Raw genomic sequence first — 21,976 nt, 5'->3', positions numbered from 1 at the left:
TTGACTGGCCCTTGATCGTCCCTTGACCGGCTCGAGCCTCAACGTGTCGGAAATTATTGACATGTCGGGAATTTCCGACATATAGTTTCCGGCGTGGCCGGCTGCGACTGCATCTGCGACCGCGTATTCGCGGCGCTGGCTAATCCCGTACGTCGGAAGCTACTTGAGATCCTCAGCGGGCAGCCACTTTCCGCCGGGGAACTCAGTGAGCGGTTCGCGCTTAGCCGTCCGGCCGTCGCCGAGCACCTCAAGGTGTTGCGGGACGCCGGCCTGGTGGACGACCAGCCGCAAGGACGCCGGCGCATCTATCGGCTGACCGCAGAACCGCTGGCCGAGCTCGGCGAGTGGTTGCATCCGTTCGAAAAGTTCTGGCGTGGGCGACTGGCCGCACTCGCCGAGGCAGCAGAGGAGCTGGATTGACCGAAACATCGGCACCCGCGACGATCCGGGTAGATCAATTCGTGGCTGCGCCTCCGGCAAGAGTGTGGCGGTTGCTGACCGAGCCGGAGTTGATGCGACTCTGGTGGGCCGAGGGCCAGGTGGCCGCGGTGGTCGGCCACCAATTCACCCTCGACATGCCGGGCTATGGCAAGCAACGGTGCAAGGTGCTGGAGGTGGACGCACCACACCGCTTCGTCTACACCTTCACCGACGCGTGGACCCTCACCTGGCGCCTGGAAGCGGAAGGCACCGGCACTCGGGTGTTCTTGGAGCACACCGGCTTTGACCTCAATGACAAGCGGATGGCCGACGCATTCAACCGCATGGGAGCCGGCTGGCGCGACGTTGTTCTCCCCCGCCTCGCCGAAGCCATCTGAGAGCCAACCCACCAGGAGGGAACACAATGCGCGCAGTCGTCATCACCAGGCATGGCGATCCATCGGTCTTGCAGGTGCAGCACCGGCCCGATCCGCCACCACCGGGCCCGGGTCAGCTGCGGATCGCAGTTCGCGCTGCGGGGGTGAACTTCGCCGACCACCTCGCCCGCGTCGGCCTGTACCCGGACGCACCGAAGCTTCCGGCGGTGGTGGGTTATGAAATTGCCGGCACCGTGGAGGCCGTTGGCGACGGGGTCGATCCGAACCGCGTCGGCGAACGAGTCTTGGCCGGCACGCGATTCGGCGGCTATGCCGAAATCGTCAACGTGGCCGCCGCCGACTCGGTGCCATTGCCCGACGCGCTGAGCTTCGAACAAGGCGCCGCCATCCCGGTCAACTACGCGACCGCGTGGGCGGCCCTGCACGGCTATGGGTCGTTGCGCGCCGGCGAACGGGTGCTGATCCATGCCGCGGCGGGCGGTGTCGGCATCGCGGCCATTCAATTCGCCAAGGCCGCCGGAGCCGAAGTGCATGGCACCGCATCGCCCGGAAAGCACCGAGCGCTTGCCGAATTGGGTGTCGACCGTGCGATCGATTACCGTCGCGACGGCTGGTGGAAAGGCCTAGAACCGTATGACCTCGTGCTCGACGCGCTCGGCGGCTCGTCACTGCGGCGGTCCTATGATCTGCTGCGCCCGGGCGGAAGGCTTGTGGGCTACGGGATTTCGAATATGCAGCAGGGCGAGAAGCGATCGTTGCGCAGAGTCGCCCCACACGCATTGTCGATGTTGCGAGGCTTCAACCTGATGACACAACTCGAGGAGTCGAAAACTGTGATCGGGCTGAACATGCTGCGGTTGTGGGACGACCGTGGCTCGATCGAGCCCTGGATCACGCCGCTGACCAAGGTGCTCGACGGTGCGCTCGCGCCGATCGTTCATGCCGCTGTGCCGTTCGCCGAAGCGCCCAAGGCGCACCGCATTCTCGCGGCACGGGAGAACATCGGCAAGGTCGTGCTGGTTCCATAATTGGACCGGTTTCGCGAAGATGTTCTACATGAAGTACAAGACGATGTCGGCCAGCATCGGTTTGGCACTCCTGGCGGGGCTAGCCGTCTGTAGCAACAACACTGTTGCGGCAGCGCCGACGACCGAGCCGTTAACGATCACCAGCCCTGCGTTCACCGATGGCGCCCCAATCCCAGCGCAATACACCTGCAAGGGGGCAAACGTTGCGCCACCGTTGACTTGGTCGGCTCCGTTGGGGGCGGCACTGGTGGTTGACGACCCCGACGCCAGAGGCGGGTTGTTCGTCCACTGGATCGTGGCCGGAATTGCCTTCGGTTCGGGGAGGACCGCCGATGGTCAGACCCCGGGTGGCGGGATCAGCCTGCCGAACTCGGCTGGTCAGACCGCGTACATGGGGCCCTGCCCGCCGGCCGGCACGGGGACGCACCACTACCGGTTTACTCTCTACCAGCTTCCGAACACCTTCGAACTGCCTTCGGGACTGACGGGGGTGCAAGCCGCCCAGGCGATAGCACAAGCGGCCACCGCGCAGGCCCAGCTCACGGGAACATTCGGAGGCTGACCCGACGGCATTACCGCAGCGCCATGTCGTCGAGTGCCTGATAGGCGGCGTTGTAGCCCGGCGTGAACGTAATGCCTGGGCCGCCATGGCATCCGGCGCCGCCCAAATATAGGCCGTCGATCGGAATAGCACAGTCCAGAAACCCCTTGGGCCCAGGACGATTGGGTCCCATTAGATCCGGGTGCAGCAGCCCGTGACAGAAGTCGCCGGCGGGTGCGGAGAACATGGTCTGCATGTGGTACGGCGCAAACGTGATATGACGTAGCACGATGTCTTTGAAATTGGGCGCAAACCTGGTGATCTTGTCGATAACACGTTGTGCCATTTCGTTTTTCAGGTGTCCGTGCTGGTCGCGGCTGACTTCGACAGGGAAGGCGTAAGCGTAGGCGCTCGCCGCGTGTTTTCCGCGGGGCGCCAGGCTGGGATCGTGTACGGAGGGGATCTGCATTCCCATCGATGGGTTGTCCGGGACGATGCCGCGGCGGCAGTTCTCCCATTGCAGTTGCTGCTCTTCTGGAGATCCGAAAATGCCCACCGACTGTTGCATACCCGCTTCGTTCAAGAACTCGTAGGGCGCAGCGAACTCGGGCAGCCCGTCAAGGGCGAAGTGCATCTGTACGAACGACGCCCGGTGATCGCGACCAGATACACGCGAGAGTAGCTGCGCGGGAACGTGTTCGGGCGCGATGAGCTCGGCGAGTGTGACATCGGGTGCGAGGTTGGACACCACAATGGGCGCGGTGATCGTCGACCCGTCACGTAGCTGCACACCGGTCACCGCAGCATCGTCGACACGAATCTGTTGCACCCTCGTGCGGAATCGGATTTCACCGCCGTGGGCGATGAACTGTTCACGTAGGTATTCGGTGAGTGCCCCGATGCCACCCTTGAGCTTCGTCATCATCGCGGTGCTGTCTGTGCTGTCCGGGGGGACCGCAAGGGCGAACGCCAAGCAAGTGGCGCTGCCGGGCGTGTACGGTCCGCGGTAGGTGGAGTTGACGGCCAGGAACGCGAGCATGCCCCGCATGACGGCGTGCTTGGTTTTGTCGGGCAGGAAGCGGTCGATGACGTCCATCGCCGAACCGAACAGCATTTCGTGAATCGCTCGGCGTTCGGCATCGTTGATCGCGCAGGCGTACATCTCGTCCAGTGTCTTGGGTGGTTTGCGTATGTCGAAGCGGCCCAGAGCCTTTGCGGGACCCTGACTCCAGCCAATCAGTTCCGCCATGCCGGTGACAGCCTCGATCCCGTGCTTCTCGCCGAGGTGTGTCATCAGCTGTACTGGGTTGCGGTAGAAGATCATCGGCTCTTCGCCGGATTCGCCGATGTTCGTCGACATCACCTCGGGATCCACCGTGGGCAGCCTGTCGAGCCCGAGGTCCTTGGTGATTTGGCTCGCTGTGGGGAACTGCACCGAGCCCGCGATCTCGTACCGGAACCCGTCGATCAATTCGACCGTCGCTGCCATGCCACCCGCGTAGGAGTTGGCTTCCAGACATAAGGTGCGCAGCCCTGCGCGTTGCAGAACCACCGCCGTGGTCAGCCCGTTGTGCCCGGCTCCAACGACGATTGCGTCGTAGTCCGACATCTCGAGTGGCCTCCTCGCTTGGTATCCGCATGTCAAGATTATGTCAGTACTGACATAATAGGAAGATGTCAGTACTGACTAATTCTGTACGGCCGGGATACCATCGAGGCGACATGACTGTGCTAGTCGGTAAGCCGCCAAACCGTCACGAACAACGCCGTCGATCGACACACGAGGCGTTGCGCCAGGCTGCATTAAAGAGTTTTGCCCGCAAGGGATTTGCGAATGTAACCGTGACGGAACTGGCGCAAGAAGCCGGCGTCACCGAACGGACCTTCTTCCGCCACTTCCCCACTAAGGAAGCGGTGCTGTTCCAGGACTACGAGACGCAGCTGGAATGGTTGGCCGAGGCACTTGCCCAGCGTCCGGCATCCGAGCCGCTCTTCGACGCCGTCCTGGCAAGCGTCGGCGCCTTCCCTCATGACCTTGAGGTGGTGCGCCAGGCCGCCATCGCGCGAACGGAGTTGATCAGCGCAGAGCGCATCGCGGGCCATCTGCGGGTGGTGCAGTCGTCGTTTGCGCAGGTGCTGACCGAGTTCATCAGGAATCGGCACCCGAACGTGGCGAACATCGATCTGGCCTCCGAGGTCGCGGGCTCCGCGTTGGCGGCGGCTCTTGTTGTGGCGGTAGAGAATTGGGGCCGCAATGGATGTGCCGATGACCTCGGAGAGCTGGTGGTCGCAAGCCTGGACCTGGTCAGGTCCGGTTTGGCTCCGCTGGGCTAACTTTCAGCCCCGGTCTCCGGTGGCCAGGCGAAGCAACCCACGCCGCCGCTCCCATCTTCGTGCGCGGCTACATGAAGGCCAAGACCGACAGCGATCGCGAGATCGTCGAGCGCGCCATCGCCAAGGCGAAGACGGCAGACGGCATCCGAACTGGCACAGCGCTCTGGCGAAGCTTCGCCACACCCGGGCATGATCTGCGTGGCCGCGCCGCCGAGCTGTCCGCGCCCACGTTGATCGTGTGGGGCAAGCAGGACATCGCGATACCGCTGCGCGCCGGACGCGCGACCCAGAAAGCCATTCGCGGCTCCCGGCTGGAGATCCTCGATACTGGGCACGTAGCTTTCTCTTCGGATCCGCAAGGTTTTCTCGCCGTCGTCGAACCGTTCTTGGCTGCCGTCGGGTTGCGGCGATGATCGCTTGGAGCGAGAGGCGCTGAACTACGAGCAGGCGGCCAATGAGGCGTAGAGGCAATTCGCGAGACCGTCGCTGGGGCCGCAGCGCCTTACCGACCCGGAGGAGGCTAGCTATGCCACTGAATACCCGTCTTACCGAGTTCTTCGGGATCCAACATCCGATCCTGCTCGCGCCGATGGCCGAGGCGTCCGGGGGCCGGCTGGCCGCGGCCGTGACAGCCGCCGGTGGCCTGGGTCTGATCGGAGGGGGTTACGGCGACGCCGACTGGCTGCAGCGCGAATTTGACGAGACGCAAGGCTCAAGGGTCGGAGTCGGGTTCATCACCTGGAGCCTGGCAAGCAATCCCGAACTGCTCGACCTGGCCCTAGCGAGGCGGCCGGCGACGATCATGCTGTCGTTCGGCGACCCAACGAAATTCGCCAACCGCATTCGCCGGGCCAACGTTCCGCTCACCCTGCAGGTGCAGACCCTCGACCAGGCTCGCCGTGCCCTGGACACCGGCGCGGAAATCATCGTGGCGCAGGGCGGCGAGGCGGGCGGGCACGGAATGAGTGCTCGCTCAACGTTCACGCTCGTGCCCGACGTCGTCGACCTCGTCGCCGAACAATCGGCCAAAACGCGTGTGGTGGCCGCCGGAGGTGTCGCAGACGGTCGCGGATTAGCGGCCGCGCTGGCGCTCGGCGCCGACGGCGTGCTCGTCGGCACCCGGTTGTGGGCCAGCACGGAAGCGCTGGTGACACCGCAAGCCCAACAGCGAGCCATCCGGGCCGGTGGAGACGACACCGTTCGCACCCGAGTCTATGACCTCGTACGACAACGAGATTGGCCCGACGAATACGACGCGCGGTTGATCACGAACTCGTTGATCGAGACCTGGCACGGCAAAGATTCCGAACTGGTGGCGCGGTTGCCCGAGACGGTGAGTGCCTTCCAGAAGGCACTCACCGCGCAGGACTTCGATGTCGTCACCCAGCTGGTGGGCGAGGCGATAGGGCTCGTTCGCGACGTTCGCCCCGCCGCTGACATCGTGCGCGAAATGGCGAGTGACGCCACACGAATCCTGAATCAGTAGAGCGGTGACCAGGCCGACGTCCGCAGCAACCGACTCTCCCACTGGTCGCGGTACTTAAGCGCCTCAAACATGTAGCTGCCGGGACCTCGGTGCTCCGGCGGAATCTCATTGGTCAGCAGGTGGACTAGGGCGGCGTAGTTGTTGGAGTCGTCAATCTTTTGCCATAGCATCGCTTCTCGCCGCCGGTAGCTGCCGTGTGCGACCTGAAAGCAAGCCTGGATATGGAGTATCCGCATCCGGGCGGCTGCCTTGGCTAGCGGCCGGTAGTAAATCTCGTCCCAAGAGCGGATGTAGTCGTCCAGCGGCGCGTGAGGCCAGCCGGTGTCCTCCATGAACAGGCTCAGCGGATGCGTGGCGCCGTCGGCGGGTACGGATTCGAGGTCGACTGTCTGCAGCGGCGACCACCCGACCGGCAGCAGTAGCTTGCCCATGACTTCATGGCGCAGGTTGTCGAGTTCACGCATCCATGGCCGCAAGTCGCCACTCTGGGCGCGCCGTGCCAGGGTCTCCCAAGCCGCGCCATCGGCGACGGCCGTGATGGTGACGACGTTGTAGGACACCCCGGAGCCATGGGCGTGGTTGGTGTACCAGAGCAGCCGAGCGCTGTCCTCTTGAGCCAGGGTGGGCATCCAGCCGTCACGGTAGGCCGCCTCGAATTCGTTCTGCCGCGTGCCGACTACCTTGTGGGTCTCATGAAGGAACAGCACTGGGAACTCCTTGGGAGGGATTAGGTTTCGGCCGCAATGAGCGCGGCAAGCTCGCGGCGATTGACCTTTCCGGTCGCGCTGTAAGGAATACTCTCGACGATCGCCAACCGCTCGGGCAGCTTGAAGTAGGCAATCAGCCCACGGCAGTGCGCACGCAGCTCGTCGAGAGTCACCGGGGCGTTTGCTACCACCGCGGCCCCGACCCGCTGGCCCATTTCATCGTCGGCGATTCCGGCGACAACGACGTCGCTTACCGCGGGATGGGAGCGAAGCGCCTCCTCGACTTCGATCGGCCCGAACTTCTCGCCGCCCCGGTTGATGGTGTCGTTCAGGCGGCCGGCCGGGTAAAGGTAGCCATCGGCGTCCTGACGGCCGAGGTCGCCGGTGTGCAGCCAGCCTCCGGAGACGTTCTGTGTGGTGTTCACCCACAACTCTCCCACCGCCCCAGCCTCGACATCGTTGCCGGTGTTGGGGTCCACTACACGCACCTCAACCCCGGGCAGCGGTCGCCCGACGGAGCTCACGCGCGCGGGATTGTGATGATCTTGAGGCAGCAGAGTCGTATACGCGCCGAGCGTCTCGGTCTGACCAAACACGTTGGCGAACGCCACATGTGGCAGGGCGGCCATCGCTCGTTGCACCAACGCGACGGGTGCGGCGGCGGCTCCGTAGGCGATGGCGATAAGTGATGTCAGATCGGCGCTGGCGAAGTCGGGATGGTCCAGAATCCGCTGCAGCATCGTCGGCACCAGGAACGTGGCGGCCACCCGGTGCTCTGATACCAGGCGTAACCACTCCCCGGCGTCGAACCGTGTCTGCACCACCGAGGTGTTGCCGGAGTACAAGCTGCCGAGCACGCCGAGCGCGCCACCAACATGGAAGAACGGCACGCACATCATCCCAACCGATGGCGGCGCGTCCGCCCGGAAGGGTAGCGACATCCTCCCGATGCGCATGCTGAGCTGCCCGCTGGTGATGGCGACGGCTTTCGGGAGCCCGGTCGTGCCGCTCGTGAACAGAATCAAGGCTTCCCGGTCATCGACGTCGTCGACGTCGGGCACCGGGGAGGCCTGGCCGTCACTGACGAGGTCGGTGACCGTCAGCACCGTGCCGGCACCAGCTTCGCGAACCCGGTTGACGTATGCCTGCCCGGCAACCCCTACTTTCGAGCACCCGGCGTTGGTCAGCAGCACCTGCAGCTCCGAAGGCGTCAGCGCAGGGTTCATCAGTGCCGCCGCGGCACCGATGCGTGCCGCCGCGAGCACTGTTGCGATCGACAGCAGGCTTGCGCCGTCGACGACGGCCACCCGGTCGTCGGCCACCACCCCGCCGGCGAGCAGGCCGGCCGCGCACTGCCGGACCGCCCCGCCGAGCTCGCCATAACTGATGGAACGCCCCTCGATGATGAGCGCGGGGCGGGCGGGATCGCTTGCCGCCGCGGCGTCGATGATCGTGCCGATGTTCATGCGCGGCTCAATAAAGGGGTGACCACGCGGAGGTGCGCAGCAGCCGGCTCGTCCACTGATCGCGCAGGTCCAGGGCGTCGTACAGCCAGGTCCCTGGGGCGCGGTATTCGGGTGGAATCTCGGTCCGGAGCAGTTCGAGCAGTGCGTCGGGCCGCCTTATTCGCTGCATCAAGGTCACTTCACGGCGAACGTGACTGCCCAGCGCCGGCTGGAAAGCCGCCTGGATCGTCAGCATCGACTTCGGCCGCTCGACGATGCTGGCATATACCTCGCCGCAGCGGTCGACGTATTCCTCGAACTTGTCCTGATACGGCCACATGGTGTCTTCCATGTAGAGGCTGAGCTCGTGCTCCCGCGCATCGACCGGCACTTCGCCGAACGGTACGTCGCGGATCGGCGACCACGACAGCGGTACGAGCAGCTTGGCCTCGACCTCGTGGCGAAGCTCGTCGAGGTCGCGCATCCACTTCTGTAGGTCGCCCTTCTGCACCCGCAACGCGAGGCGCTCCCATGCGGCGCCGTCCCGAATGGCGGTGATGGTGACGACGGTGTAGGCGGGGCCACTGCCGTGTGCATGGTTGGCATACCACAGCAACCGGGCGTCGTCGCCGCCGGCGAGCATGGCCATCCAGCCGTCTCGAAATGCGGCCTCGAAGTCGTCTTCGGCGCGCCCGCGTACCTTGTGTACCTCGTGCATGAACAGCACGCCGAGACCTCCCAGACGTGGCGTAGCACCGTGCACACCTCGTGCATCGGACGGTAATCGCGGCGATTCGTCCTGTCCACGGCGGCGCTACGGATGCTCAGGCGTGGGTCGTCCACGGCCTCTCATGCGCGGCGGGATGGTGGCCGCTGTTTGCAGCCAACCCAGGATTTCGGCATGGGGCGGTTTTTAAGCTCGCGCGATGGCAAAAGTCCGTTTGTGTTGAGGGGACGTTGTGATGCTGGGGAACTTCGCATTGTTGCCAGTGGCAACCTGAACGTGGGCCCGCAACGGAGATACCGGCTTTTTCAACTCCGGAAATGGCAATTTCGGCATCGTAATTTCGGGCGACGGCAACACGGGCCTAGCGAACTCCGGCTTCCGACGGCACTGAAAAGCTCGGGGTTTTATAACGCGGGTCCGGGGAACTTAGGCGTCTTCAATAAAGACCTAGACTTCTTTCTCGTCTCTTCGATATCACCATTGCGCTTAATGATGCCACGTCGGGCGTCATGAATTCCGGGATCCAAAACTCGGGGAGATTCAACGTCGTCGACTTTGTCTCGGGCTTCTTCCATCGATAGCCGTGGCCTGGACAGCTGAGTCGAGAATCTGGTTTGCTCGATTCGGTACGTACTTTCACAGGGCAGGAGTTCGATCATGTCCCGACTCGGCGTGCCGGATGGGCCCGGTGGCGAAGCTGCCATGATCTGGAAGCTACGGCCGCCGCTCGGCGGCATGGTCGAGCGGATGATCCGCGGTGCGTACCAGCAGAGCATCCTGCCCGCCGGCGAGCGTGAACTGGCCAGGATGCGAATCGCGCAGATCAACGACTGCGTCGCGTGTTCAGGCTTTCGCGCGCCGTCGGTGCTGGCCGAAGGCCCGCATGCCCCAGCGCCAGATCTCTACGAGAACGTCGCGGCGTACGCCAGCTACCCGGGGTACACGCCGCGCCAGCGTCTTGCTATCGAGTTTGCCGAGCGCTTCGCCATTGACCACGCGTCAATGGACGACGCGTTCTTTGGGCGGCTGCGGGACCTGTTCTCCGATGAGGAGATCCTTGATCTCACGTTGTGCGTTGCGGTGTATTTGGGTCTAGGACGCTCGTTGACGGTGCTTGGCGTCGACCAGTCCTGCGCACTAGACATCTGAGCGAACAGCGGGAAGGAAGCGAGTGGATATCGCGACGGTCGACGAGCTGCTGACCACTACGCGGTCGGTGCGCAGACGCCTCGACCTGACCCGACCGGTGGGTCGAGACGTGATCGTCGAGTGCCTGCGGCTGGCGACGCAAGCGCCCACCGCAAGCAACGCGCAGGACTGGCGCTGGTTGGTGATAACCGACGCCGATAAGCGCGCCGCGATCGCCGAGATCTACCGCAGCGTCGGCGCCGCCTACCTCGCTGCGGCCGAGGCCAACGCCTCCGATCCGCAGACCCGTCGCGTTTATCGCAGCGCGCTGGGCCTGACCGAAACGCTCGCCGACGTTCCCGTGCATGTCATCCCATGCCTAGCGCAGCGCTTTGATGACGGCAATCGGCTGGTTGCCGCGTCTGCGTGGGCATCGATCATCCCGGCCGGCTGGAGCTTTCTGCTCGCGCTCAGGTCGCGAGGCTTGGGATCGGTGTGGACGACGATGCATTTGGCAAAGGAGCAGGAGGTAGCGGAGGTGCTCGGCATTCCCGCCACCGTCACGCAAGCCGCCCTGTTCCCGGTGGCGTACACGATTGGCGCTAACTTCCGCCCGGCCACTCGGCCGCCCGTGGAGACGATTACTTATTGGAATACCTGGGAACAGCCTGTTGGAGAAAGCTGATGCAGTCCTACACCGTGCGATTCCACGTCGACGCGCCCCCAAAAAAGGTGTGGCGGGTGCTCCATCCGCCCGCGCCGCCCAACTCACCCCGGCCGCGGGTCCTCAAGTGGCCTACCGGCAGCATGGAAATCCTCAACGAGGGCGACGAAGCCGGCGAAGGCCTGGTTCGCACCTGCATCTTTGAAGTGCCAAAGTACTTGCTCTCCGGCGGCAAGGCGCGCTCCTGGGAGACCGTCACCGAGGCGAAGATCCACAAGCTGTCGCGTTACGTGGCCGTCGGTGCGCCCCTGTGGTCCCGCGCCGAGGGCTATCACCAACTTGACGAACAGCCCGACGGCACCACCGTCCTGACCTTCCATGAGACGTACCACGCCTATAACCCGGTGTTGCGTTTCTTCCTGGAACGCCCGGTATACGCGAAAATTTCTCGGGACAACCTCAACACGTACGAGCACGCGCTCGGCTACGCGGGCCGGGTCAAGCGGCTGCCCTAAGCTCTTGAAATCCGTTGCCGCGTCTGACTCAGACGACGGCGGCTGAACCGGCGAAAGTGGCGACGCACCCCGCCATTACGGCAACCGGCACTCTCCACCGCATCTCCATCTCGGCGCTGGAGGTTGTGCAACGTATCCAGACTGGCGATTCGAAAGCGCGGGTAAACTGCGGGCCTATGCGCTCAACAGCAACAGCACCCATTGCTGCACGATGTGCCGCGGCGGTGCTGATCCTCGCGGGCTGGGTGGCATCGGCGGGCGTTGCCGCTGCCGATCCGCAGCCGTCGCCCGCACCGGCCCCGTCGCCTGCACCGTCGTCGTCCCCGGCACCAGCTCCCGCACTGAAGACGACCATCGACAAGGACGGCACCTATGCCGTCGGGACCGATATCGCACCGGGCACCTACACCTCCGCGGGACCCGTTGGCAACGGCACGTGCTATTGGAAGCGGATGGGCAACCCCGACGGCGCACTGATCGACAACGCGATCAGCAAGAAGCCACAGGTGGTGCAGATCGAGGCGACCGATAAGGCGTTCAAGACGAACGGCTGTCAGCCCTGGCAGATCGCCCCGCCGGGCGATGGCAATGTGCCCGGCGAGCTTCCAGGACCAGTTGCCGGGGCCCAGCTGCAAGCGAATCTCGGCATTCTCAACGGACTGCTCGGTCAGGTCGGACAGCAAGTACCGCAACCCTGAATCGGCTCGGGCTACCGTCGTGTTATGGCAGTTGGTGTGCAACAGGCCATTGTGGGTGGTGCCGGAGTCAGTGGCCTGACGTCGGCCCTGTGCTTGGCTGAAGCGGGGTGGTCGGTCCGAGTGTGGACCGCCGCGATGCCCCAGCAGACGACCTCCGCGGTGGCGGGTGCGGGCTGGGGACCGTCAGCAATCGGGCCGGTTGCCAAGACCCTTGCGTGGACCGAGCGATCGCTGCACGAGTTCCGCAACTTGGCCAAGGATCCGGACACCGGCGTGCGCCTGGCACCGGCGCTGTCGGTCGCCGAATCACCCGCGGATGGCGGGATGCCGCCGGGCGTGGAGTTGATTCCGGACCTGCGGCCTGCGGATGCCGCTGACCTCCCCGAGGGCTTTCGGGTGGGATTTCGCGCCACCATGCCGATGATCGACATGCCCCAGTATCTCGACTACCTGACTAAGCGACTGGCCGCGGCGGGGTCTGAAATCGAATTGCACCCGGTGCGTTCGCTCGCGGAGGCCGCCGACGCCGCACCGATGGTGATCAACTGCACCGGCCTCGGCGCTCGAGAGTTAGCCGGTGATGACACGATGCGGCCGCGGTTCGGTCAGCACGTCGTTCTCACCAATCCCGGGCTGGAACAACTATTTATCGAACTCGCCAACCCTTCGGAATGGACCTGCTACTTTCCCCACCCGCAGCGCGTGGTCTGCGGAGGCATCAGCATTCCGGACAGATGGGACACCACCCCGGACCCCGGGGTGACCGATCGGATCCTGCAGGACTGCCGGCGGATCGAACCGCGGCTTACCGAGGCTGCGGTGATCGAGACGATTACTGGGTTGCGTCCGGATCGGCCGTCGGTACGCGTGGCGGCAGAGCAACTCGGGCGAGCACGGTGCATTCATAACTATGGCCACGGCGGTGATGGTGTGACGCTGTCGTGGGGCTGCGCGCGCGAGGTTGCTCGTATTGCCAATGGTGATCGGTGAGACCCGCCGGCCGCGACGCTACCCGCTGCTTGGCGGCGCCAGTGCGGTCTCTACTGACGAATACATCGGCAACAGGCGGCGCAGTCCGCACGCGGCAATCGTGCGCGCCACGATCGGCTGGTTGCTGACCAGCCGCAGGCTCACGCCACGGCGTCGACACCGCACCGATTCCTGAGCCAAAACAGCATAGGCACACGACCCCATGAAATCGAGCTCGCGCACATCGATTACGTACGGGCCGGGAGCGATGGCGATGGCGGCGCTCCGGCTCACCAAACGTTGCCAAACGGCTTCGTTGCTGGCGTCAACGTCGCCGCCGACATGTACCACCACGGCCGTTCCTGTGCATTCGGTGACTGCTCGTAGACCACTATGCGAGTCGCTGAGTTGTGAACTCAGCTTTGAGTTCGAAGGACCGGGAAGTGATCCGACAGCGACAGTGTTCATGTTTTGCCATATCCCGTCGTCGTGGCCGGTTGAGTTATGCCGTCTGTGGGTGTCGTAACGCGTCAGGGGTATCTTCGACATACCTAGCGACAGGCGTGTCATGACGGCGTTAGCAAGCAGTCCAAGTAAGCATATGTGTAACAGACCCTGACAACATAGGATGTCTGGGACGAAATTTCGTGTTATTGCAAGCCGCGCCGGGATGTCGATCGGGGCCGAAGACGAAATGCTTGCATTTAGTTAGCAACTGCTAAACAGTGAAACGGTTAGATCCCCGGTGAGCATTGACTACGCGCTGCACGCCCACATCGTCACCATCACGATCAACCGTCCCGAGGCGCGCAACTCGCTCGACATGGAGCATTTCCGCGATTTGGCGCAGGCCTGGGCTGCGTTTCGCGACGATCCCGACGCCTGGGTCGCCGTTATCACCGGCACCGGCCGGGACTTCTGTACTGGAGCCGACCTCAAGAAGTTCATCCCCGAACTGACCGGTGCGCTCCCCCGCCCCGAGGGGTGGAACAAGACCGATGCGATCCATGCCGTCTTGCATCAATTCCCTGTGTACAAACCGATTGTCGCTGCCGTAAATGGGGTTTGCGTCGCCGGCGGCTTCGAGATGCTGGGCTCCACCGACATTCGCGTTGCCGTACCCGAGGCGCGATTTGCGGTGATGGAACCCAAGCGCGGATTGTTCGCCGGCGGCGGGAGCACCGTGCGGCTGCCGCGTCAGATTCCGTACGCGCTCGCGATGGAGATGCTGCTGACCGCCGACATGGTGGACGCGCAGCGTGCTCTGGAAATGGGCCTAGTCAACCGGGTGGTCGAACCCGACCAGCTAATGGACACCGCCTACGACTACGCCGAACGCATCGTGGCAAACGCACCGCTCGCGGTTTCTGCAACCAAGCAGTCGGCCGTCGAAGGACTGGCGCTAGATCTCGAGTCCGCCTACGCCAACGAGACGCGGCACAGCAACCGGGTGTTTGAAACCGAGGACGCCAAGGAGGGACCCCGCGCTTTCGCCGAAAAGCGACCGCCTCGGTGGCGGGCGCGCTGACTTAACCAGTAGCGCTGGAAGAAGCTACTGCCGCGTGCGCGATACGCGGCGTGTCAGCAGCGACAATATCCAGCTCACGATGGACAACAAGATCGCCGCCCAGATTGCGGTCCACCAGAAGTGGTCGATTTGCAGCCCCCAATGGGTGGTGTTCTCCGTGATGCGGGCGGTGATCCACAACATGAATGCGTTGACGACGATGTGGAAAAGGCCCAGTGTCAGGATGTACAGGGGGATCGACAGGAATTGCACGACGGGTTTGATGATCGCGTTGACCAGACCGAAGATCACCGCGACCACGAAAATAATCCCGATCCGCTGAAGGGTGGTATCTCCGCCCACAAAGCGCATCCCCGATACAAAATGAGTGACGACCCACAACGCGAATCCGGTCAATGCCGCGCGTACCAGAAAAGCCTTCATCCGCGGGGCCCCTTCAGTTGAGCCCATAGAAGCGTTGAGCGTTGCGCCCGGCGATCTTTTCTCGCGCTTCCTCGCCGATATCTGTGCGGTTGCGCAGATGTTTGGTGCTTTCGGGCCATTCGCCGTCCCAGTGTGGGTAGTCACTGGCGAACATGATGAAGTCGGCGCCGAGCACGTCGATCACGCCGGGCAGGATAGGCTCCTCGGGCTCACAGGTCACCCAGATGTTGCCGGCTTGTAGGTAGTCGTGCGGATCACGCCGCCAGCCGCGCTCAATCCAATCTCCGCGCTTCTCGTAATGCTCGTGCAGTCGATCGATGAAGAACGGGACCCAGCCCGCGCCGGCCTCGAGGAAGGCGACGCGCAGGTCCGGATGACGCTCGAAGACGCCGCCGGAGACCAGCGCGGTCATCGCTGTCATCTGGTCGAACGGGAAGCTGATGCAATGCACCTGGATGTAGTTGGTGAAGCGGTCTACGCCGATCTTCGGCAAATGAATGCCCGGCGCGCCGTGGATGCCAAGAGGCATCCCGAGTTCTGCGGCGGCGGCGTAGAACGGGTCCAGGTCGGGGTGGTCGAGGTTGCGGGTTTTGAGCGCCGGCGGGACCAGAGTCGCGACCAGTCCTAGGTCCTTGGCCTCGGCCATGATGTCGATCGCCACCTGACCGTGTTCAACCGGAGTCACACCGACGCCGCGCAGCCGGCCATTCGTGGGTGCGCAGTAATCCGCGATCCACTGGTTGTAGAGACGCGCGAATCCCGCGGCAAACTGCGGGTCTTCGAGGCTGGGAATGCACAGCCCCAGGCTGGGATACAGGACCATGGTGTCGATGTGGTCGCGGTCAGCGTCGCCCACCACCCCCTCGGCGGATGAGCAGTTGATGTTGGGCGCCTTGGTAATCCCCTGCTCGGGCGGGCAACCGGCGCCCGGGCCTTGGTCCTCGGGATAGTTGCGCCCTTCGATCGTCAGCCGTAGCCGCTTGTCGGCGCTGGGCTTCACGTGATCTGGCCAGCGTCTGATTGCTTCGATCGTCAACGACGAGTTCTCGGCGACGTGCCCATCGGCATCGATGATTCGCATATGCGCTGAACTTACTCGCGTTCGGGCGCGTTCGAGTCGCGGTATCGCGCCGAGTGCTGCACGATGCAGTCGTGAAAACACAGCGGTTGACAAGCGACGAGCGCAACTCGTTCATTGCGGCGTTTCTGGGCTGGACAATGGATGCGTTCGATTACTTCCTTGTGGTGCTGGTGTATGCCGATATCGCAAAGACCTTCCATCACACCAAGGCCGAAGTCGCATTCGTCACCACCGCCACCCTGGTGATGCGTCCCGTTGGTGCATTGCTGTTCGGCCTCTGGGCTGACCGGGTCGGCCGGCGCGTCCCGCTGATGGTCGACGTGGCGTTCTATTCGGTTGTCGGATTTCTGTGTGCATTTGCACCCAACTTCACGGTTCTGGTGATCCTGCGACTGCTGTACGGCATTGGCATGGGCGGAGAGTGGGGGCTGGGCGCCGCGCTCGCCATGGAGAAGGTTCCCACCGAGCGACGCGGGTTTTTCTCCGGGCTGCTCCAGGAGGGCTACGCATTCGGATATCTGCTGGCCACCGTCGCATCGCTGGTGGTGATGAACTTGCTGGGACTGTCGTGGCGCTGGTTGTTCGGCCTGTCCATCGTCCCGGCCTTGATCAGCCTGATTATCCGATACCGGGTGAAGGAATCCGAGGTGTGGGAGGCCGCTCAAGACCGTATGCGGCTAACCAGCACCAAGATCCGAGACGTGCTGCGCGACGCCACGATCATTCGTCGGTTCTTCTATCTAGTGCTACTGATGACAGCCTTCAACTGGATGAGCCACGGAACTCAAGACATTTACCCGACATTCCTGACGGCGACCACCGACCACGGTGCAGGCCTGTCCAGCATGACCGCGAGGTGGATCGTGGTGGTGTACAACATCGGCGCCATTGTCGGTGGGCTAGTCTTCGGCACGCTGTCAGAGCGGTTCAGCCGGCGTTACACCGTCGTTTTCTGCGCGCTCCTTGGATTGCCGATCGTGCCGCTGTTCGCCTACTCGCACACGGCCGCGATGCTTTGCCTGGGCTCGTTTTTGATGCAAGTCTGCGTTCAGGGCGCGTGGGGTGTGATACCGGCGCATCTGACTGAGCTGTCGCCTGATGCCATCCGCGGCCTGTACCCCGGCGTGACCTACCAGCTGGGCAATCTGCTGGCGGCGTTCAATCTGCCCATTCAAGAAGAGCTGGCCGAAGCTCACGGCTATCCCTTCGCGTTGGCCGCGACCATCGTGCCGGTGCTGTGCGCGGTTGCCGTACTGACGGCGATGGGCAAGGACGCCACCGGAATCCGCTTCGGCACTAAGGAAAGCGCTTTTCTCGCAACCGAAGTCAGGTGACGGTCAGAGCTCGAGATCCCGCGGATGAGTCCACCGCAATCGATGGAAACGCGCGAAGCCGCGGTCAGTGCTGAGCCAGGTCGCATTGTTCTCCAGGGCGTAGGCGGCCAAATAGGCGTCGGCGATGTCGTTGCCACGCGCATCAATATCGAGAGCAAGCTGACGGAACAACCTCCAGTGGCGCTCTCCCGCGCGTAGCTGCATCGCGGCCGGGGCGGCGAGGAGCGCGTCGACGGCCTCCCACGCTTCATCCGAGGTGGTCGGCTCCGTGAAGATCCGGCGGTTGGTCATCACCCGAACGAAGGCACCGAGTGCGAGGTCAGGCAGACCCAGCGGCTGGTCGTCGTTGGCCAGCCGCTCGAGCAGCCGTCGATAGTCCGAATGTTCGGGAAGGTCTCTCCGGTGCGCATACACAAGAACGTTGACGTCAACGCAGCGCATCGAGTGATTTGCCTTCGTCCATCGCCTCGACGACAACTGCGTTCGACGAGAGATCCACGCCGGGCCGAAGTCCTCCCCGGCCCGTTGCCCGGACGGCATAACGCCCTCCAGCACGTTGGCTAGCGGGGTTGAGACCACGCCGCACCGCATCTTCGAGAACCGCCGCCACGGTGCGCCCCGACCGGGCGGCTTGCGTCTTCACCTCGCGGTAGAGCTCGTCATCGATTCGGATCGTGGTGCGCACCGTGACATCTTAGCATCAATAGCTTGGCATCAAGATGCTTAGCTACGTGATCTAGTTGGATTTTGGGTCGCTGAGCGTGCGGAGCAGTAGGTGCATGGCGACGGTCGTCGCGCGCTCACGGATATCGGACCGGTTCCCGGGAAGCCCCAGCGTGCGGGTTTCGCCGCGCCCATCGGCAAGCATGACCGTGAAACAGACCGTGCCCACCGGCTTTTCCGCCGTTCCCCCGCCCGGTCCGGCTATTCCGGTGATCGCTACGGCAGTGTCGGCGCCGAAGCGCTGCAGTGCGCCCGTTGCCATGGCCTTCGCAACCGGTTCAGACACCGCGCCGTGCGCCTCGATCAGTGCCGGGTCGACGCCGAGCAGCTGGATCTTGGCCTCGTTCGAGTAGCTCCCCACGCCGCCCATGACGTAGCCGGACGAACCGGGCCTGTCGGTCAGCCGTGCCGCCAGCAACCCGGCGGTGCAGGATTCGGCGGTCGCGATCCGGCGGCCCGTGAGCAATCGCGCGACCAAATCGTCGACGTGCGAACCGTCCTCGGAGTAGACATGGTGTCGGTGCCGGTCGCGCAGAAGTTGTTTCAGCTGTGCGTACACATTCGCGGAGGCAGGCTCGTACCGCGTTACCACCTCAAGCTCACCGCGCCGCAGACAAGTAGTGATCTCGAGTGAGTCAAAACCGCGGATGGAAGCCTGTGCGCCGCGCAGTGTTTCGGCCAGTCCCGACTCCGGTAGCCCAAACATCCGAATGGTCTCTTGCCGGTAGGTCGTTCGGCCGGCGATCGCTTCCTGCGCCACGGGAGTCTGAATAGCCTTGCCCCACATGGGTTGAAGCTCTCGCGGCGGTCCAGGCAGCACCATCACCGCGGGCTTTCCCGGTACGACCACACCTGGTGCGGTGCCCACCGGATCAATCACCTCCGAGCCGGCGGGAATCAGGGCCTGCTTGCGGTTGGCGGCTCTTATCGAGTCGAAGTTGCCCGGCTCCAACAGCGATTGGAAGGCGGGATTGCGCCTCATCAGGGTCTTGAGGATGTTGGCGATTCTTTCTTCGAGCTCGGTGTCCAGCACTAGTTCGCGGCCGCAGAAGCGCGCCACCACTTCGACAGTCATGTCGTCGGCCGTCGGTCCCAGGCCACCGCTGGTGACAATCAAGTCCACACCCTGATCGGCCATGAAGCGCAGCTGCGCTTCGATATCGGCGGGGCGGTCGCCGCAGATGGTGACGTGTGCGAGCTCGAGTCCGAGTTCCAAGAGTCGATCGGCGATCCAGGGGCCGTTGCGGTCTTGGACTCGACCGGTCAAGACTTCGGTTCCGGTGACCACGATTCCGGCGCGTGCGCTCACCGCCATGAGCCTACGCATCGATTAACCTGAGGCCGTGGCGCAGGCGCCCCGAACTCCCAGGACTCGCTACGCCAAGTGCGGCGAAATGGACATCGCCTACCAGATTATTGGAGACGGTCCTTCCGACCTGCTGGTGTTGCCAGGACCATTCGTGCCAATCGACTCGATCGATGACGAGCCATCGTTGCACCGCTTCCACCGGCGCCTGGCGTCGTTCGCCCGGGTGATCCGGTTCGACCATCGTGGCATCGGTCTGTCGTCACGGGTGCCTTCGCGGAACCAGCTCGGCCCCAAGTTCTGGGCGCAGGACGCGATCGCAGTAATGGACGCGGTCGGATGCGAGCAGGCCACGGTCTTCGCGCCCAACTTCCACGCGATGAACGGGCTGGTTCTTGCCGCCGATTACCCCGAGCGGGTCCGCGGCCTGATTGTGGTCAACGGCTCGGCGCGCGCGCTGTGGGCACCCGACTATCCGGTTGGCGCCCAGGTGCGACGCGTTAATCCGTTCCTGACGGTCGCTCTGGAGCCCGACGCGCTCGAGCAGGGTTTCGATGTGCTCCGCTTCGTCGCGCCTACCGTCGCGCATGATGACGTGTTTCGTGCGTGGTGGGATCTTGCTGGCAACCGTGCGGGGCCGCCGAGCATGGCCCGCGCGGTGTCAAAAGTCGTCGCCGAGGCCGATGTACGAGATGCCTTGGGGCGCATCAGCGCACCGACCCTAGTTCTGCACCGGGTCGGCTCGACCTACATTCCCGTTGGACACGGTAAGTACCTCGCCGAGCACATTGCAGGATCACGCCTCGTCGAACTGCCGGGCGCCGACGTTCTCTACTGGGTTGGCGACACGGCGCCGATGCTCGACGAGATCGAGGAGTTCGTCACGGGTGTGCGGAGTGGCGGTGAGGCCGAGCGCGTGCTCACCACCATCGTTTTCACCGACATTGTCGGCTCCACGCAGCGTGCGGCTGCGCTCGGAGATGACCGGTGGCGAGACTTGCTCGACAACCACGACGCCATCGTCCGCCACGAAATTCAGCGATTCGGCGGGCGCGAAGTCAACACGGCCGGAGACGGATTCGTTGCGACGTTCACCAGCCCGAGCGCGGCGATTTCCTGTGCGAACGAAATCGTCGACGCGGTGCGTGTACTCGGCATCGAGGTTCGCGTGGGTATTCACGCGGGCGAGGTCGAGGTGCGCGGTGCTTTGGGAAGTGATGTCGCCGGCATGGCGGTGCATATCGGCGCGCGTGTCTCGGCGTTGGCAGAGCCCAGCGAGGTGCTGGTGTCTTCGACGGTGCGCGACATTGTCACCGGATCGCGGCATCGATTCGCCGAGCGCGGTGAACGCGAACTCAAAGGTGTGCCCGGTCTGTGGCGGTTGTACGCACTCGTGCGCGAAACCGCGACGGTGAAGTCCTAGCCGCCGGGTTGGCCAGGTTGGCCGGGTTGGCCAGGTTGGCCGGGTTGGCCGGGGGTTCCGCCCGGGCCGGGTGCGCCGCCGGCGCCGCCCTCGCCGCCCTGGCCGGGCTGACCGCCGGCTCCGGGCGCCCCGCCCATGCCGCCCTCGCCGCCTCGACCGCCGTCGCCGCCTCGACCGCCGTCGCCGCCCCTACCGCCGGGGCCTCCAGCGCCGCCCTTACCTCCGGCGCCACCGGCACCGCCTTTACCCCCGGCGCCACCCCTGCCCCCAGCGCCGCCGCGACCGCCGGTACCGCCGGGCATGTCGTCGGTCATGAGGTCCGCACCGGTTCTTGGGTCGGATCACTGGTCATCAGTCCGCCTCCTTGTCAGCTATGTAAGGCGATTGGAGTCACGTTACGCGCAGCGGCGGAAGGGAACCGGCTTCTCCGGCCTCAGACTTGGTGGCCCGTTTGACCATTGGCACCTGGCTGGGTGACGGCGGTGCCGTCGGTGCCATCGTTGCCGGCGTTGCCGGCGATGCCGCCACGACCGGGGGTGCCGCCGGTGCCGCTCGGGCCACCTGCGCCGTTGATGCCTGGGCCACCACCCGGGCCACCCCCGCCCGGGAGACCGTCCGGGGAGGTGAAGTTGCCGCCGTTGCCACCCGCACCGCCGTCGGTGCCGTTGGCGCCGTTGCCGCCGTTGCCGCCGTTACCGCCAGGCGCAAACGCGCCTTGCGAGCCGCCGCCGCCACCGCCCGTGCCGCCGTCGCCGGCCGTGCCGCCGTTCCCGCCGCGCCCGCCGTCGCCTCCGAAAACGCCGGTGCCGCCATTCCCCCCGGTCCCGGCCACGCCCGCAGCTCCACCGTCGCCGCCGTTGCCGCCGTTGCCGCCAAAGACGTATTCGCTGCCGGAGGCGCCGTCGCCGCCCGCGAGGCCGCTTCCCGCGGAGCCGCCGATCCCGCCGTTCCCACCGGTGCCGCTTACGGAGTTACCCCCGTCGCCGCCGATGCCGCCGTTGCCGCCGTTGCCACCGCTGCCGCCGTCGCCGCCGTTGCTGGTGCCCGAGCCGCCTGCCGTACCGTGACCGCCTAAGCCGCCGGCCCCACCCATGGTGG

Annotated in this window: 26 protein-coding genes and 1 pseudogene; 15 read left to right on the top strand and 12 right to left on the bottom strand. The window is 64.5% G+C overall.

Going from position 1 to position 21,976, the window contains the following annotated elements:
• Positions 1 to 93 precede the first annotated feature (93 nt).
• The 4 genes from MSIMFI_RS23050 to MSIMFI_RS23035 are packed head-to-tail and all read left to right on the top strand — an operon-like array spanning position 94 to position 2,408.
• The gene (locus tag MSIMFI_RS23050; protein ID WP_224770388.1) at positions 94 to 420 is read left to right on the top strand and encodes an ArsR/SmtB family transcription factor; all 327 of its coding nucleotides are present in this window, start codon (positions 94 to 96) and stop codon (positions 418 to 420) included.
• Positions 417 to 818: an SRPBCC family protein gene (locus MSIMFI_RS23045; protein WP_191499313.1), complete on the top strand. Its 402-nt coding sequence runs from the start codon at positions 417 to 419 to the stop codon at positions 816 to 818. Before MSIMFI_RS23050 ends, MSIMFI_RS23045 begins: the two co-directional genes overlap by 4 nt.
• 26 nt (positions 819 to 844) lie before the next feature.
• Positions 845 to 1,846, top strand: a complete 1,002-nt coding sequence (locus MSIMFI_RS23040) for a synaptic vesicle VAT-1 family membrane protein (RefSeq protein ID WP_186243350.1) — start codon at positions 845 to 847, stop codon at positions 1,844 to 1,846.
• Positions 1,847 to 1,889: 43 nt separating this feature from the next.
• The gene (locus MSIMFI_RS23035; protein WP_396820581.1) at positions 1,890 to 2,408 is read left to right on the top strand and encodes a YbhB/YbcL family Raf kinase inhibitor-like protein; all 519 of its coding nucleotides are present in this window, start codon (positions 1,890 to 1,892) and stop codon (positions 2,406 to 2,408) included.
• Positions 2,409 to 2,418: 10 nt separating this feature from the next.
• Here MSIMFI_RS23035 and MSIMFI_RS23030 read toward each other — a convergent pair whose 3' ends face one another.
• Positions 2,419 to 3,996, bottom strand: coding sequence for a phytoene desaturase family protein (locus tag MSIMFI_RS23030; protein ID WP_191499311.1), 1,578 nt, complete (start codon positions 3,994 to 3,996; stop codon positions 2,419 to 2,421).
• Positions 3,997 to 4,109: 113 nt separating this feature from the next.
• On the opposite strand from MSIMFI_RS23030, the gene MSIMFI_RS23025 reads away from it, so the two are divergent.
• The 3 genes from MSIMFI_RS23025 to MSIMFI_RS23015 all read left to right on the top strand — a co-directional run bounded on the left by MSIMFI_RS23025 (position 4,110) and on the right by MSIMFI_RS23015 (position 6,207).
• On the top strand, positions 4,110 to 4,721 hold the full coding sequence (locus MSIMFI_RS23025; RefSeq protein WP_191499310.1) for a TetR/AcrR family transcriptional regulator: 612 nt from the start codon (positions 4,110 to 4,112) through the stop codon (positions 4,719 to 4,721).
• A 71-nt stretch (positions 4,722 to 4,792) separates the two neighbouring features.
• The gene (locus MSIMFI_RS23020) at positions 4,793 to 5,134 is read left to right on the top strand and encodes an alpha/beta fold hydrolase (RefSeq protein ID WP_191499309.1); all 342 of its coding nucleotides are present in this window, start codon (positions 4,793 to 4,795) and stop codon (positions 5,132 to 5,134) included.
• A gap of 113 nt (positions 5,135 to 5,247) precedes the next feature.
• A complete protein-coding gene (locus MSIMFI_RS23015; RefSeq protein ID WP_191499308.1) occupies positions 5,248 to 6,207 on the top strand; it encodes an NAD(P)H-dependent flavin oxidoreductase in 960 nt (319 codons plus the stop codon).
• On the opposite strand, the gene MSIMFI_RS23010 is transcribed toward MSIMFI_RS23015, so the two are convergent.
• The 3 genes from MSIMFI_RS23010 to MSIMFI_RS23000 are packed head-to-tail and all read right to left on the bottom strand — an operon-like array spanning position 6,201 to position 9,077.
• On the bottom strand, positions 6,201 to 6,914 hold the full coding sequence (locus MSIMFI_RS23010) for a hypothetical protein (protein ID WP_191499307.1): 714 nt from the start codon (positions 6,912 to 6,914) through the stop codon (positions 6,201 to 6,203). The genes MSIMFI_RS23015 and MSIMFI_RS23010 overlap by 7 nt on opposite strands.
• 20 nt (positions 6,915 to 6,934) lie before the next feature.
• Positions 6,935 to 8,380 (bottom strand): class I adenylate-forming enzyme family protein, encoded by a 1,446-nt coding sequence (locus tag MSIMFI_RS23005; RefSeq protein WP_191499306.1) that lies wholly within the window; start codon positions 8,378 to 8,380, stop codon positions 6,935 to 6,937.
• A gap of 7 nt (positions 8,381 to 8,387) precedes the next feature.
• Positions 8,388 to 9,077 carry a hypothetical protein gene (locus MSIMFI_RS23000; RefSeq protein ID WP_224770444.1) on the bottom strand — a complete coding sequence of 230 codons (690 nt, stop codon included), beginning with the start codon at positions 9,075 to 9,077 and terminating at the stop codon, positions 8,388 to 8,390.
• 666 nt (positions 9,078 to 9,743) lie between these two features.
• Here MSIMFI_RS23000 and MSIMFI_RS22995 point away from each other — a divergent pair.
• The 5 genes from MSIMFI_RS22995 to MSIMFI_RS22975 all read left to right on the top strand — a co-directional run bounded on the left by MSIMFI_RS22995 (position 9,744) and on the right by MSIMFI_RS22975 (position 13,081).
• A complete protein-coding gene (locus MSIMFI_RS22995; protein ID WP_191499304.1) occupies positions 9,744 to 10,235 on the top strand; it encodes a carboxymuconolactone decarboxylase family protein in 492 nt (163 codons plus the stop codon).
• 22 nt (positions 10,236 to 10,257) lie between these two features.
• Entirely contained in the window at positions 10,258 to 10,899 is a 642-nt protein-coding gene (locus tag MSIMFI_RS22990) for a nitroreductase family protein (RefSeq protein WP_186243340.1), read from the top strand.
• Complete coding sequence (locus tag MSIMFI_RS22985; RefSeq protein ID WP_191499303.1) at positions 10,899 to 11,393, top strand: SRPBCC family protein; 495 nt, start codon at positions 10,899 to 10,901, stop codon at positions 11,391 to 11,393. Before MSIMFI_RS22990 ends, MSIMFI_RS22985 begins: the two co-directional genes overlap by 1 nt.
• 176 nt (positions 11,394 to 11,569) lie before the next feature.
• Positions 11,570 to 12,091: a hypothetical protein gene (locus MSIMFI_RS22980; protein WP_191499302.1), complete on the top strand. Its 522-nt coding sequence runs from the start codon at positions 11,570 to 11,572 to the stop codon at positions 12,089 to 12,091.
• 24 nt (positions 12,092 to 12,115) lie between these two features.
• Positions 12,116 to 13,081, top strand: coding sequence for an FAD-dependent oxidoreductase (locus MSIMFI_RS22975; RefSeq protein ID WP_191499301.1), 966 nt, complete (start codon positions 12,116 to 12,118; stop codon positions 13,079 to 13,081).
• 18 nt (positions 13,082 to 13,099) lie between these two features.
• On the opposite strand, the gene MSIMFI_RS22970 is transcribed toward MSIMFI_RS22975, so the two are convergent.
• A complete protein-coding gene (locus MSIMFI_RS22970) occupies positions 13,100 to 13,528 on the bottom strand; it encodes an anti-sigma factor antagonist (protein ID WP_186243336.1) in 429 nt (142 codons plus the stop codon).
• A 277-nt stretch (positions 13,529 to 13,805) separates the two neighbouring features.
• Here MSIMFI_RS22970 and MSIMFI_RS22965 point away from each other — a divergent pair, with 277 nt between their 5' ends.
• A complete protein-coding gene (locus MSIMFI_RS22965; RefSeq protein ID WP_191499300.1) occupies positions 13,806 to 14,588 on the top strand; it encodes an enoyl-CoA hydratase/isomerase family protein in 783 nt (260 codons plus the stop codon).
• Positions 14,589 to 14,612: 24 nt separating this feature from the next.
• Here MSIMFI_RS22965 and MSIMFI_RS22960 read toward each other — a convergent pair whose 3' ends face one another.
• Together MSIMFI_RS22960 and MSIMFI_RS22955 are read right to left on the bottom strand one after the other, a co-directional pair.
• Positions 14,613 to 15,011 carry a phage holin family protein gene (locus MSIMFI_RS22960; RefSeq protein ID WP_186243334.1) on the bottom strand — a complete coding sequence of 133 codons (399 nt, stop codon included), beginning with the start codon at positions 15,009 to 15,011 and terminating at the stop codon, positions 14,613 to 14,615.
• A 13-nt stretch (positions 15,012 to 15,024) separates the two neighbouring features.
• Positions 15,025 to 16,092, bottom strand: a complete 1,068-nt coding sequence (locus MSIMFI_RS22955; protein WP_191499299.1) for an amidohydrolase family protein — start codon at positions 16,090 to 16,092, stop codon at positions 15,025 to 15,027.
• A gap of 71 nt (positions 16,093 to 16,163) precedes the next feature.
• Here MSIMFI_RS22955 and MSIMFI_RS22950 point away from each other — a divergent pair, with 71 nt between their 5' ends.
• On the top strand, positions 16,164 to 17,426 hold the full coding sequence (locus MSIMFI_RS22950; protein WP_191499298.1) for a sialate:H+ symport family MFS transporter: 1,263 nt from the start codon (positions 16,164 to 16,166) through the stop codon (positions 17,424 to 17,426).
• A gap of 3 nt (positions 17,427 to 17,429) precedes the next feature.
• Here MSIMFI_RS22950 and MSIMFI_RS22945 read toward each other — a convergent pair whose 3' ends face one another.
• From MSIMFI_RS22945 to MSIMFI_RS22935, 3 genes are read right to left on the bottom strand one after another with little or no spacing between them, the layout of a single operon-like run.
• On the bottom strand, positions 17,430 to 17,867 hold the full coding sequence (locus tag MSIMFI_RS22945; RefSeq protein ID WP_191499297.1) for a type II toxin-antitoxin system VapC family toxin: 438 nt from the start codon (positions 17,865 to 17,867) through the stop codon (positions 17,430 to 17,432).
• Positions 17,854 to 18,111 (bottom strand): ribbon-helix-helix protein, CopG family, encoded by a 258-nt coding sequence (locus MSIMFI_RS22940; protein WP_191499296.1) that lies wholly within the window; start codon positions 18,109 to 18,111, stop codon positions 17,854 to 17,856. Before MSIMFI_RS22940 ends, MSIMFI_RS22945 begins: the two co-directional genes overlap by 14 nt.
• 51 nt (positions 18,112 to 18,162) lie before the next feature.
• Positions 18,163 to 19,458: a competence/damage-inducible protein A gene (locus MSIMFI_RS22935; protein ID WP_449870971.1), complete on the bottom strand. Its 1,296-nt coding sequence runs from the start codon at positions 19,456 to 19,458 to the stop codon at positions 18,163 to 18,165.
• Positions 19,459 to 19,492: 34 nt separating this feature from the next.
• Here MSIMFI_RS22935 and MSIMFI_RS22930 point away from each other — a divergent pair, with 34 nt between their 5' ends.
• Entirely contained in the window at positions 19,493 to 20,878 is a 1,386-nt protein-coding gene (locus MSIMFI_RS22930; protein ID WP_191499295.1) for an adenylate/guanylate cyclase domain-containing protein, read from the top strand.
• Here MSIMFI_RS22930 and MSIMFI_RS29060 read toward each other — a convergent pair.
• Positions 20,875 to 21,192, bottom strand: coding sequence for a hypothetical protein (locus MSIMFI_RS29060; RefSeq protein ID WP_191499294.1), 318 nt, complete (start codon positions 21,190 to 21,192; stop codon positions 20,875 to 20,877). The two genes, MSIMFI_RS22930 and MSIMFI_RS29060, sit on opposite strands and share 4 nt — an antisense overlap.
• A 119-nt stretch (positions 21,193 to 21,311) precedes the next feature.
• Positions 21,312 to 21,976, bottom strand: a pseudogene (locus tag MSIMFI_RS22920) (PE family protein); the annotation flags it as partial.

This window comes from Mycobacterium simulans, assembly GCF_900232995.1.
Lineage (GTDB): Bacteria > Actinomycetota > Actinomycetes > Mycobacteriales > Mycobacteriaceae > Mycobacterium > Mycobacterium simulans.
The sequence above is the reverse complement of the archived record's forward strand: the minus strand, read 5'-3'. Positions and strand labels throughout refer to the sequence as shown.